The following is an 11,650-nucleotide window of genomic DNA, read 5'->3' as shown; positions in this document are numbered from 1 at the left end:
CCCCCCCCCCCCCCCCCCCCCCCCCCCCCCCCCCCCCCCCCCCCCCCCCCCCCCCCCCCCCCCCCCCCCCCCCCCCCCCCCCCCCCCCCCCCCCCGGGGCCGGGCGCAGCCCGGGAATCGCTTTGGGGCGGGCTGCGCCGAATTCAGCCCGCCGGCGTTTGGGGCGCGGAGCCCCGGGGTCAGGTGAGGGAGTCGATCCAGTGCGACAGGCGTCGGGCCTCGGAGGCCATGAGGTCCGGGTCGCGGAAGGTGTTCGTGAGCAGGGAGATCCCCTGGTACGAGGCGATCAGCGCGACCGCGAGCTCACGCGCGTCCGCCGCGCGCCCCATCGCCAGGAACTGCTGCTCGGCCCAGTCGAGAAGGACCCGCATGACTTTGGCGAGCGTCCGGTCGAGGCCGTCGTCGCGCTTGTCGAGCTCGGAGGCGAGCGAGCCGGTGGGGCAGCCGTAGCGGGCGGTGAGTTCGCGCTGTTCCACCCAGCCGGCGAGCAGGGCCTTCAGCCGGTCCTGGGGGGTGGGGAGCGCGTCCAGTGTGCTGATCATGTCCGCGAGGGTCTGCGCGTGGGCGTCGATGGCTGCTTCGACCAGCTGGTCCTTGGTCTTGAAGTAGTAGTAGACGTTGCCCACCGGGACGTCGGCCGCGCGTGCGATGTCGGCGATCGTCGTCTTCTCCATGCCCTGTTCGTGCAGGACCTGGGCCGCGGCCGCGGCGAGGCGTTCGCGTTTCCCGCGGCGTTGTGCGGCATCTGAGTAAGTCACCTGACTAAGTGTAGACGGGCGCCGCCCGGAGGGCTATCGTCGTGCCGGGAGTTAGTTAGTCGACTGACTCAGTCACTGGGTGGGAGCCTTTCATGATCGTTGTTACGGGTGCGACCGGAAACGTCGGCGGCGAGCTGGTGGGGATCCTCGCGGCGGCGGGGGAGCAGGTCACGGCGGTCTCCCGGCGGGCGCCGGAGGGGGTTCTGCCCGAGGGGGTCCGCCATCACCGGGCCGACCTCGCCGAGCCGCAGAGCCTGCGGGCCGCCCTGATCGGGGCCCGGGCGCTGTTCCTGCTCGTGGCCGGCGAGGAGCCGCAGGCGGTGCTCGGGCTGGCGGCGGAGGCCGGCGTACGCAGGGTCGTACTGCTGTCCTCGCAGGGGGCCGGGACCCGGCCCGAGCTGTACGGGCATCCGGCCGCCTTCGAGGAGGCCGTGCGCCGGTCGGGCCTGGAGTGGACGGTGCTGCGCTCGGGCGGGCTCGACTCCAATGCCTTCGCCTGGGCCGAGTCGATCCGTACGCACCGCACGGCCGCCGCGCCCTTCGGGGACGTCGGGCTGCCGATGGTCGACCCGGTGGACGTGGCGGAGGTCGCGGCGGCCGTGCTCAGGGATTCCGGGCATGCGGGCCGCACGTACGACCTGACCGGCCCGGCGCCGGTCACCCCGCGCGAGCGGGCCGCGGCGATCGCGGGGGCGATCGGCGAGCCGGTGCGGTTCGTGGAGCAGAGCCCCGGGGAGGCCCGGGCGCAGATGCTGACCTTCATGCCCGAGCCGGCGGTGGACGGCACCCTGTCGATCCTGGGCGCCCCGGTCGCGGCCGAACGGGCCGTCAGCCCCGCCGTCGAGCGGATCCTCGGCCGGGCCCCGCGCCCCTTCACCGCGTGGGCGGACCGCACGGCGGCGGCCTTCCGCTGACCCGACCCCAGGGGGTGCGCCGCCGGGTCCATGGGGGCGGAACCGGTTGCTCCGGGGGCCGGGAAGGGGGCGAAGGGCGCGCGGTCCGGGTCTTCGGACCCTCCGGTGGCGGACGTAGGTCCCTGTCCGAGGGCCTTCAGCCCCGGGGAGACTTCGTATCATGGACACTCTGGACTCGGTGATCGTCAACGTCAACGATCACCTCTGGACCTACCTGCTGATTCCGCTGGTGGTCGGTGCGGGCCTGTACTTCACGGTCCGCTCCCGGGGTGTGCAGCTGCGCCTGCTTCCCGAGATGTTCCGGGTGGTGAAGGAGAAGACCCCGCCGCGCGCCGACGGCCGCAAGCAGGTCTCGTCCTTCGGCGCCTTCACGATCTCGGCCGCCGCGCGCGTCGGTACGGGGAACATCGCCGGTGTCGCCGCCGCGATCACCCTGGGCGGGGCGGGCGCCGTGTTCTGGATGTGGATGATGGCGCTGATCGGCGCGGCCTCCGCCTTCGTGGAATCGGCCCTCGCGCAGCTCTACAAGGTGCGCAATTCCAGCGGTGCCTACCGGGGCGGCCCCGCGTACTACATGCAGCGGGCGCTCGGTAAACGCTGGCTCGGGGTGCTCTTCGCGGTGACGATCACCGTCACCTTCGCCTTCGTCTTCAACGCCGTGCAGGCCAACACCATCACCGCCGTGGCCGCGGGCTCACTCGCCGACGCGGACGGGTCGAACTGGTTCGGCCCCGCCCTCGGCGTGCTGCTGGCCGCACTGCTGGGCCTGGCGGTCTTCGGCGGGGTCAAGCGGATCTCGTCCATCACGACGGTCCTGGTCCCGGTGATGGCGATCGTCTACCTGCTGCTCGGCGCGGCGGTGGTCCTCCTCAACATCACCGAGTTCCCCCGGGTCGTCGGCGACATCGTCGGCGGCGCCTTCGGCTTCCGCGAGCTGGCGGCCGGCGGCATCGGCGCGGCGATCCAGCAGGGCATCCGGCGCGGCATGTTCTCCAACGAGGCGGGCCTGGGCTCGGCCCCGAACGCGGGCGCCGCCGCCGAGGTCTCGCACCCGGTCAAGCAGGGCCTCGTACAGTCCCTGGGCGTCTTCTTCGACACCCTCCTCGTCTGCACGATGACGGCCTTCATCGTCCTCGTCACCAACCCGGAGCTGTCGGGCCGCCAGGGCGCGGACCTGACGCAGACGGCGCTCAGCGAGACGCTGGGCGGGTGGGCCGGCCACCTCCTGACCGTGGTGGTCTTCATGCTCGCCTTCAGCAGCATGATCGGGAACTACTACTACGGCGAGACCAACATCCAGTTCATCACCCGCAAGCGGTGGGTCCTGCCGGGATACCGGGTGCTGGTGCTGTCGGCGGTCGTGCTGGGCTCGATCGGCTCGGTGTCGGTCGTCTGGAACCTGGCGGACGTGTTCATGGGCCTCATGGCCCTGATCAACCTCGCCGCGATCATCCCGCTGTCGGCCATCGCCTTCCGACTCCTGGACGACTACCTCGCCCAGCGCCGGGCGGGCCTGGAGCCGGTCTTCACCCGCGACCGCATGCCGGACCTGAAGGGCGTCCAGTGCTGGGACCCGGTCCGCACGACGGTCCCGTCGTCGCAGGCCCCGGAACGGGTGTAGCGGGGGCCCGCGGATCGTGCCGCCCGAGTGGGGCGTCTATCAGACGCTCGGCGTCCAGATCACCGCGCTCGGCAAGCTCTAGGGGGCTAGGCCGTCTCTTTCGGATCTTGCCGGGCCCGCGACGCCCGGCACCGCACCCGGCCGCACTGCCGGGGCGACCACGTACGCCCAGTACGCGAACGCCCCGGCAGCACGCCCGGGCACGGCACCGGACGCCGCGGGCTCGGCCGACAAGATCCGAAAGAGACGGCCTAGACCGCCGGACCGGCGGTGGTGACCGGGCCGTCGGGTTCGACCGAGGTGACGACCGGGGTGGCGCGCAGGGAGGCGGCCTGGGCGGGGGAGAGGCGGGCGCTGAAGCCGTTCAGGGCGTGGCGGTAGACGTGGACCGGGGTGATTCCGTAGGCGTCCGCGACGGCGGCCGGGTCGATGCCGCGGTGCACGGTGACGATGTACGCCGGCCACTCGGCCGGGGCGGCGGTGGGGGATGCGGGGGCCGCGGGTCCGGTGGAGGGGGAGAGGTCGGCGGCGTGCGCGGGCAGGGCGGCCGAGGCGGCCAGGGCGAGGGCGGCGAGGGTCGTCGGCAGGGTCCAGCTCGTCGGAGTGCGCATGACGGCGAGGCCACCACGTACGGCCGGTCCGGTCAACGACCCCGGGCGGCGCGGCGGTCGCGGGCGGTGGTGAACGGCGGGGGACGTGCGTGCGCCCCTCCCCGGTTGCGCGCGCGGTGCCTTCCGTACGGGTGAACCTGCCCGACCGTCCCGCACCGGCCTGGAGCCCGTCCGCGCCGGCCGGGAGAGCCGGGAGGACCGGGAGGGCAACTGACGGAATCCTTTCTTCAGGCGGTACGAGAATCGGCCCGCGGCGGGCTGCGCAGGCCCGCGGTACGGCCGGACGGCCGGTGCGGCCCGGTCAAGGGGCCCGGGCGCACCGCCGATGAAGGGGAGGGTCGCACTCCGGGACGGGGTCCGCATCGGTGTTCCCGTCGGACGGAGGCGGCCTCCTCGTGTCCCCTCCACCTTTCGGGAGTTCCCTCGATGTCCCTGCGCCTGCTCGCCCGCGCCGCCACCGCGGCCCTGCTCGCCGTCACCCCGGTGGCCGTCGGTACCGCGTCCGCCGACGTCGCGCCCGAGCCCACCCCGGTGCCGCTGACGATTTCGGCCAACGCCATCCCCGGCCAGTACATCGTGACGCTGGAGCCGGGCTACGACCCGGCGAAGGTGGCGGAGCGGCTCGGCCTCAAGCCGAAGTTCCTCTACACCAAGGCCATGAGCGGCTTCGCCGTTCCCATGACCAAGCTGCAGCTGGACATCGCCCGCGTCAGCCTGGGCGTGAAGTCGGTGGAGACGGACGCGAAGGTCTCGGCCCCGTCGGGGGTGCCGGCGACGGCAGCCGCCCTGCGCGGGCCGTCCGCCTCCTGGGGCCTGGACCGGATCGACCAGAAGGAACTGCCGCTCGACAACACCTTCACCACCCAGGGCAACGGCGCCGGGGTGACCGCGTACATCCTCGACACGGGCATCGACTACAAGCACGACGAGTTCGGCGGCCGGGCGGCCTTCGGCTTCGACGCGATCAAGGACGGCCGCGACGGCCAGGACTGCAACGGCCACGGCACGCACGTCGCGGGCACGGTCGCCGGCAGGACGTACGGGGTGGCGCGCAAGGCCTCCCTGGTCAGCGTCCGGGTCCTCAACTGCGAGGGTGCGGGCGACTTCTCCGGGATCATCGCGGGCCTGGACTGGGTGGCCAAGAACGCCAAGCAGCCCGCCGTCCTCAACGGCTCGCTGGGCGGGGACAGGTCCGCGGCCGTGAACGCGGCGGCGGACGCCGTGACGGACGCGGGCGTGCTCCCGGTCATCGCGGCGGGCAACTCCGCGAAGGACGCGTGCGGAGTCTCGCCCGCGTCGGCCGGGAAGGTGGTCACGGTCGCGGCGAGCAACCAGTGGGACGAGGAGACGAGCTTCTCCAACTGGGGCAGTTGCGTCTCCCTGTACGCGCCCGGAGAGGCCATCGTCTCCGCGAAGCTGGGCGGAGGCAGCGTCGCCCTGGACGGCACCTCCATGGCCGCACCGCACGTCGCGGGCGTGGCCGTCCTCTACAAGCAGGCGAACCCGGCCGCGACGCCGCAGGACATCGCCGAGTACCTGGACGACGAGTCCACGAAGGACGTCCTGAAGAGCATCAGCAAGTCCTCCCCGAACAAACTGCTGTTCACCAACGGCCTCTGACGGCGTACCCGGCCGCGTAGCGCTCACCCTGCGGCCCCGGCGCCGACCGCCCGCCACTTCGCGCGGACGGCGCCGGCGGGGCGGGCGGATGCGGCGGCGGATGTGCGCTACGGGGCGATCGTGACGGTGGCCGTGCAGCGGCTCAGGTCGAACGCGGTCCAGTACTCACGGTCCGTACGCCCGTTGAAGAGGTGTTCGTCCCACCAGTACCCGCCCGTCTTCTTGCTGTTGGAGCTGCTGAGCGAGATCTCGTACGTGCCCGGCTCCAGGTCGGTGATCAGCACGTCCACCCTCAGGTGCCCGTTCGAGAACGCCTCGCCGCCGAAGTCGGCGTACTTGAGGAAGTTCTTGTCCGACGGCTTCTTGATCCACAGGGTGCCGCCGTCGACCCGGACCGTCGAGAAGCGGGTGCCGCCGTCGCGGTACCACCACCAGCCCCAGTAGTACTCGGCGACCGCGTCCCAGGTGGCGATGACGGCCTTCTTGCCGTCCTTGAGCGTGGCCGGGGTCAGCGCGAGGTCGTGGCGGAGCCGGCTCCAGGCTCCCCGGCCGTGGTCGGACACCGTTTTGCCGGTGACGGTCGTACCCCGGCTGACGACGTCCTTGATGCTCGGCGGCGCCGGCGGGACCGGCGGCACGGGCGGCACGTACCGGTCGATGCCCCGGTGCACCAGCAGCAGTGCCTCGCGGGCGCTCTCGGCCGGCCCCTCCTTGAAGCCCAGCAGGGCGGGGGTGTTGTTGGAGTCGTGCCCCTCCAGTACGACCGGCCGGGTCCAGCCGCCGTCGGCGGTCCAGGTGCAGTGGCGCAGGGCGTCGCCCGCGTCCGTCCGCGCGGACGGGTAGACGGCGTGCAGCCTGCCGTCGTACGAGGCGAGCGCGGCGGTGCGGTACGAGAAGGCGGCATCGATTTCCTTGGCCTTGTCGACCGGGACCGGTCCGGGCAGGTGGTTCGGCCCGGACTCGGACTCGAGCTCGGCGGCGGTGCCGGTCCAGGCCCTGCCGTCGAAGACCGCGTGGAGGAGGATGCCGAAGGCGTTCTGGACCAGGTGCAGTTTCCCGTCGTGGGCAGTCAGCGACAGGTTGGCCCGCAGGCCTTCCTTGGACTCCTGCCATTCGTTGCGCAGCCGTTCGGAGTCGACGTACGGGGTCTCCAGCGGCTTGCCCTCCGCGTCGGTGGCGTGGTTCCACTCGCCTTCGGCGTTGCGGACCAGGTGGACGAGCCGGTCCGCGTCCAGGTCGACGTACACCAGGTGGACGGCGCCGTCGAGGACCGCCAGCGCCGGTGCGAGCGCGGCGCCGTAGCCGGGGGTGACGGGCTCGGGGCGGCTCCAGCCGGCCTCGCCGTCCTCGACGACGGCCACGGTCTCGTGGAGTTGGGGCTCGCCGTCGCCGTAGTACCCGCCGGGGGTGGTGAACACCATGCGCAGGGTGCCCCCGTCGTTGACGAGGGCCGGGGTCTCGATGCTCTCGGCGCCGTGTACGTACGCGTCCGGCGTCCACTTGCGGGCCTGCTCCAGCGCCTCGGCCGCGGCGGCGACCTTCGCCTGCCAGGCGGCCGTCTGCTCCTCGGTGGCTTCCTTGGGCAGCGGTTCGGCGGCCTTGCTCAGCGCGGTGACGTACGGCTGTACGGACGCGGGGGTGAAGGAGGTCCACCGCACGGGCAGGACCTTCCCGCCCTCGCCCTCCTCGCGGGCGCCGCGGTGGACGCAGTAGAGGGTGCCGTCGACCTCGGCGAGGGCGGGGGCGGCGAAGCTCAGGTGGTCGGCGAAGGCCACGGCCGGGCTCCAGCCGCCGTCGGCCGTGTACAGCGCCCGCCAGAGGTTCTGGTCGTCTTCCTGAGGCGTGGAGGTGTCGGTCACGTGCGGTCTCCTTGCGTCGGTCCCGGCCCGGGCGGAGGACCCACCAGGGCACGACGCACGGTACGCACGGGGTAACCTTCGGTTCCCGCCCGTCTTGATCAATCGTCCGGAACCCGCCCCGCCGTGACCGGAAGCCGATTCACCGCACCCGTGCTCAGTCGCGGCCCTGCCAGGTGGTGATGCAGACCTCGTTGTCCTCCGGGTCGGCGAGCACCCAGAACGCGGGGGCCCTGGTCGCGGACAGGAGCCGGCCGCCGGCCGCCAGCGTGGCCTCGAGCCGCCCGGGTGCCTCGTCGTGCGGGACGCAGACGTCGAAATGGATGCGGTTGCGCTGCGGGCGGGCCCGGTCCATCTGCTGGAACCAGACGGCCGGCCCCTGCCCGACCGGGTCGACGAGCGGATCCTCCGGCCCGTCGGAGCCCGGCTCGTCGGCGTAGCCTAGTACCGCCTTCCAGAACGGCCGGATCGCGGCGATGTCCAGCGCGTCGACGGCGATCTCCAGTATCTGGACGGACCGCAGAGCCTCCGTGCCGATCTCGGGCTCCGTCGCCAGCCCGGCCTCGGCCGCGACGGCGGTGATCCGCCGGGCGAGTTCGACGTCCCGGGCGGTCACCGCCGCGCGGTCCGCGGTCTGCAGGGTGAGGACGACCCGCTCGGGGCGGACGTCGACCCGCAGGTGCCGGTCGGCTTCGTCTCCGCACACCGAGACGGCCTTCGCCGCCACGACGATCGCCCGGCCCATCGACAGGACGGGGACCGAGGTGCGCAACGCTCCCAGCAGGAAGCGCCATCCGTGGTCCTGGACCGCGTCCGAGGCTTCCTGCCGACTCAAGATCTGTTCCATGCACTCATCCTCGCCGTGGGGGAAGGCGGGCGGCTAGGGGGTGTCCGCAAAGTGGCGCCGGGCGCCCGGAGGGCGCCCTCGCGGCGTTCGGTGCGTGCTCTCGGTGTGCCGGGCGGAAACCCGTGTACTGGACGTACTGGGGTTTCCGCCCGGTGCGCCGAGAGCGCGTGCCGGGCGTCGCGAGGCAGGCGCCACTTTGCGGGCACCCCCTAGTACCAGGGGCGCGCGTCGGGGGTGGGCAGCGGGCGCAGTCGCGGCCAGCGTGCGAGCAGGCGGTCGGCCAGGGCGGAGCTGAGGTGTCCGAGGCCGTGCAGGTGGTCGTGGTCGCGGGTCATGCCGGCGACCACGCCGAGGCGGTGGACGAGCCGCTCGCGGGCGGTGACGTAGCCCCACTCGAAGTCCTCGACGGGCACCCGTGCGAGCTGGTCGGCCGTCCCGCGGTGGGCCCGCTCGACGAGCGCGTCCCCCTGGATCAGCCAGCCCGCGCACGCGTCGGCGAGGTCGCCGGGCACGTCCGTGCCGGTGAGGCCGCGCCAGGTGGACCGGTAGATGTCCTCGACCTCCGCGAGGGGGGCCGCGGTGACCGACAGGGCGCACCAGCAGGTGGGGAAGCCGATGCGGAAGAAGGCGAGCTCGACCAGGCCGTTGCCGAGCGAGGCCCGCTCGAAGTCGACGAAGCGGATGCCGTCGGCGGTGCGCCGGTCGTTGCCCGGGCAGGGGTCGCCGTGCAGCAGGGCGTGGTGCGGGGCCGGGTCCAACCGGTCGAGGAGAGCGCCCAGTTCGCCGGGTACGGAGGGCGGTACGGGTACGTCGAGGGCCCCGGCCAGGGCGAGGAAGGACTCCGCGTCGGCGGCCGTGGGCCCCGACGCGACCGGGAGCGCGCCCGCGTCGGCGGGTCCGGTCAGGGAGTGCAGCCGGGCGAGCGACTCGGCGTACGCGGGCATCCAGTCGGCCGTCTCCCCGAGGTCCTCCACGTACTCCAGGACGACGACGCGCGCAGCCGGATCCGTGGCCAGCACCGCGGGGGCCACGGCGGGCCCGACGGCCCGCCCCGCCAGGCGCAGCCCGGCGAGCTCCCGCGCGAAGCGCGCGTCCGCGTCGGCGGTGGCGTCCCCGGTGTCGGTGATCTGCTTGACGATCACCGGCTCGCCGTGGGCGGGCTGCACCCACCACACCCGTGAGCGCGGACTGCTGTCGAGGAGCTTGCTCTCAATGGGGGTGCCCAGGGTCGAGAGCAGCGCCTCGCTGAACGGAAGCCTGTTTGACATGCCGGCGAGCGTAGCCGCCGGGGCCCTAGGCGAGCGCGGAGATAAAAGCGGCCCAGGCGGGGGCGCCGAAGGCGATGTGGGTGCCGTCGGGGACCTTGGAGTCGCGGACGGGGACGATGTGGGGGTGGCCGTCGGCTACTTCCAGGCAGTTTCCGCCGTCACCCGCGCTGTAGCTGGACTTTCGCCAGGTGGCCATCTCCAGGCAGTCGCTGCCGTCGCCCGCGCTGTAGCTGGACTTGTGCCAGATTGCCGTCGACAGGTCGTACTCAGCCGTGCTCGTCATGTGCGTAATCCTCCGCCACGGATTCGATCAGGGCCAGGGATTCGCGTGGTGACAGCGCGCTGGCCGTGAGGAGATCGTAGGTCAGGGTGTGATGCGCGACTGTTGCTGGATCGTCGAGCAGCTGGCTCGTTCCGAGGGCTGTCACATAGGCAAGTGGCGGTGCATCCTCGAAGGACATCAACTTGAGCGGTCCGCCCAGCGCCGCGTGAGCACCCGCACTGAACGGCAGTACCTGGACGATGATCCGGTGCGACCGGATCAGGTCCGCGAGGTGCCGCAGCGCCTCCGCCATCACCGACTGGCTGCCGATGGCCCGACGCAGCACCGCCTCGTCGAGCACGCACCACAACAACGGGGTTGTTGGCTCCGCGAGAAGGGCCGCGCGGGCCAGCCGGGCTTCGACCAGTTCGTCGATGGCCGACTCCGACGCCGTCGGCTGGTACGCGCGGAAAACGGCCCGGGCGTAGGCCTCCTTCTGGAGCAGGCCCGGGATCAGCAGCGGCGCGTACTCCCGGATGGCCTTCGCCAGGCCCTCGGCCTCGGCGGCCTCCGTGAAGTGGTCGGGGTACTTGAACTTCGTCACCGCCTCGCAGTTGCGGGTGAGAAGTCGCCCGTGCCGAGGGTCTTGTCTATCTCCCGGGCGAGCTCCGGGACCATCCGCCGCGTCCCCGCTTCGAGTTGGCCGATGAAGGAGCCGCTGACGAAGAGGGGCTCGCCGAGTTTGTCCTGGCTGAGGCCGGCCCTTTTGCGGGCGACGCGCAGTTCGGAGCCGAGCATGGTGCGGGGTGAGGAGAACGGGTCGACGTCTCCGGAATCGGGCACGGCAACTCCCCTGACAACAGGTGCGGGTGTTGGAGTCTGGCCCTTGAAGGCTAGCCAGCCCGTCGCCACGCTGAGTACTGAACGCGACTACTCAGAGCGAAAGGTGACATGCCAAATGGTGCTCACGCCGAGGGAACGGATGCAGGCGGCCGAGGAGGCCGTAGGGCAGTTGAAGGCCGCGCTGACGGACGTGGGGGTGGTGTTCCCCTCGCTCGGGGTCGACGGGGTGTCGGCGGCGGGGTCGTACGGGCTGCCGCTCGTCGATCTGGGGCGCTGCAACCTGGACACCGCGCTACGGCTGGCCGCCGTCCTGCACGAGCGGGCCCACCCCTGAGGGCAGGCCGAGGCGGACGGTCAGGCGCGGGAGGAACCAGCCGATCAGCGGGCCGGTGCACAGGGCGACCACCACGGTGCCGAGGCCGAGGGTGCCGCCGAGCAGCCAGCCGAGGCCGGCCACGGACACCTCGATGCCGGTGCGCACCATCGCGACGGGCAGGCGGGTGAGCCGGACCAGGCCGGTCATGATGCCGTCGCGCGGGCCCGAGCCGTACTGCGCGCCGAGGTAGAGCGCGTCGAAGAAGGCGAGGGCGACCAGGCCGAGGGCGAGGTACGCGAGCGCGGCGGGCGTCCCCTCGGCGGCGGGGAGTACGGCGGCGGTGGCGTCGGCGGCGAAGCCCACGATCGCGACGTTGAGGACGGTGCCGAGCCCGGGGAGCTCGCGCAGCGGGATCCAGGCGAGGAGGACCAGCAGCGAGATCAGGTTCGTCGCCCAGCCGAAGGAGATGCCGAGGGTCTTGGCGGTGCCGTCGGTGAGCACGCTCCAGCTCGCCGTGCCGAGGCCGGACTCGACGAGCATCATGACGGCGGCGCCGTAGCCGACGAGGCCGAGCAGGAGTTGGGGGACGCGGCGGGCGGTGCGGCCCGCCCGGAGCTGGGCGAGGGCGTGCATGCGGGGCGGGTGGGCGGCGGGAGCGGGAGCGGGCGTGGGTGCGGGTGCGGCCGTGGGGTGGGGCATGGGTGCAGCCTCGCCGGGATCTGGACCCTGGTTCC

Annotated in this window: 11 protein-coding genes and 1 pseudogene; 4 read left to right on the top strand and 8 right to left on the bottom strand. The window is 72.7% G+C overall.

Features of this window, described 5'->3' with window-relative positions:
* Nucleotides 1-179: 179 nt before the first annotated feature.
* Complete coding sequence (locus ACIA8F_RS34320) at nucleotides 180-758, bottom strand: TetR/AcrR family transcriptional regulator (RefSeq protein ID WP_399384772.1); 579 nt, start codon at nucleotides 756-758, stop codon at nucleotides 180-182.
* Nucleotides 759-850: 92 nt separating this feature from the next.
* Between ACIA8F_RS34320 and ACIA8F_RS34315 the strand changes: the two genes are divergently transcribed.
* Nucleotides 851-1,672, top strand: coding sequence for an SDR family oxidoreductase (locus tag ACIA8F_RS34315; protein ID WP_399384771.1), 822 nt, complete (start codon nucleotides 851-853; stop codon nucleotides 1,670-1,672).
* A gap of 160 nt (nucleotides 1,673-1,832) precedes the next feature.
* On the top strand, nucleotides 1,833-3,293 hold the full coding sequence (locus ACIA8F_RS34310) for an alanine/glycine:cation symporter family protein (RefSeq protein ID WP_399384769.1): 1,461 nt from the start codon (nucleotides 1,833-1,835) through the stop codon (nucleotides 3,291-3,293).
* Nucleotides 3,294-3,544: 251 nt separating this feature from the next.
* On the opposite strand, the gene ACIA8F_RS34305 is transcribed toward ACIA8F_RS34310, so the two are convergent.
* Nucleotides 3,545-3,904 (bottom strand): protease inhibitor I9 family protein, encoded by a 360-nt coding sequence (locus ACIA8F_RS34305; RefSeq protein ID WP_399384767.1) that lies wholly within the window; start codon nucleotides 3,902-3,904, stop codon nucleotides 3,545-3,547.
* A 432-nt stretch (nucleotides 3,905-4,336) separates the two neighbouring features.
* Between ACIA8F_RS34305 and ACIA8F_RS34300 the strand changes: the two genes are divergently transcribed.
* Entirely contained in the window at nucleotides 4,337-5,524 is a 1,188-nt protein-coding gene (locus tag ACIA8F_RS34300; protein WP_399384781.1) for a S8 family peptidase, read from the top strand.
* Between the two features lie 107 nt (nucleotides 5,525-5,631).
* Here the strand turns inward: ACIA8F_RS34300 and ACIA8F_RS34295 are convergent, their stop codons facing one another.
* The 5 genes and pseudogenes from ACIA8F_RS34295 to ACIA8F_RS34275 form a co-directional block, all read right to left on the bottom strand.
* Complete coding sequence (locus ACIA8F_RS34295; RefSeq protein ID WP_399384765.1) at nucleotides 5,632-7,383, bottom strand: hypothetical protein; 1,752 nt, start codon at nucleotides 7,381-7,383, stop codon at nucleotides 5,632-5,634.
* A gap of 154 nt (nucleotides 7,384-7,537) precedes the next feature.
* Nucleotides 7,538-8,227 (bottom strand): VOC family protein, encoded by a 690-nt coding sequence (locus ACIA8F_RS34290; RefSeq protein WP_399384763.1) that lies wholly within the window; start codon nucleotides 8,225-8,227, stop codon nucleotides 7,538-7,540.
* Between the two features lie 209 nt (nucleotides 8,228-8,436).
* Nucleotides 8,437-9,495 (bottom strand): phosphotransferase family protein, encoded by a 1,059-nt coding sequence (locus ACIA8F_RS34285; RefSeq protein WP_399384761.1) that lies wholly within the window; start codon nucleotides 9,493-9,495, stop codon nucleotides 8,437-8,439.
* A gap of 25 nt (nucleotides 9,496-9,520) precedes the next feature.
* Complete coding sequence (locus ACIA8F_RS34280) at nucleotides 9,521-9,778, bottom strand: DUF397 domain-containing protein (protein WP_399384759.1); 258 nt, start codon at nucleotides 9,776-9,778, stop codon at nucleotides 9,521-9,523.
* Nucleotides 9,762-10,555: pseudogene (locus ACIA8F_RS34275) on the bottom strand (Scr1 family TA system antitoxin-like transcriptional regulator). The gene ACIA8F_RS34280 and the pseudogene ACIA8F_RS34275 overlap by 17 nt, the downstream one beginning before the upstream one ends.
* A 160-nt stretch (nucleotides 10,556-10,715) precedes the next feature.
* On the opposite strand from ACIA8F_RS34275, the gene ACIA8F_RS34270 reads away from it, so the two are divergent.
* On the top strand, nucleotides 10,716-10,934 hold the full coding sequence (locus tag ACIA8F_RS34270; protein WP_399384757.1) for a hypothetical protein: 219 nt from the start codon (nucleotides 10,716-10,718) through the stop codon (nucleotides 10,932-10,934).
* On the opposite strand, the gene ACIA8F_RS34265 is transcribed toward ACIA8F_RS34270, so the two are convergent.
* Nucleotides 10,893-11,615, bottom strand: a complete 723-nt coding sequence (locus ACIA8F_RS34265; RefSeq protein WP_399384755.1) for a YitT family protein — start codon at nucleotides 11,613-11,615, stop codon at nucleotides 10,893-10,895. The genes ACIA8F_RS34270 and ACIA8F_RS34265 overlap by 42 nt on opposite strands.
* Nucleotides 11,616-11,650: the final 35 nt, after the last annotated feature.

Origin of the sequence: Streptomyces sp. NPDC051563, assembly GCF_044454225.1 — a bacterium.
Taxonomy (GTDB): Bacteria; Actinomycetota; Actinomycetes; order Streptomycetales; family Streptomycetaceae; genus Streptomyces.
This window is presented reverse-complemented; position numbering and strand designations above follow the sequence as displayed.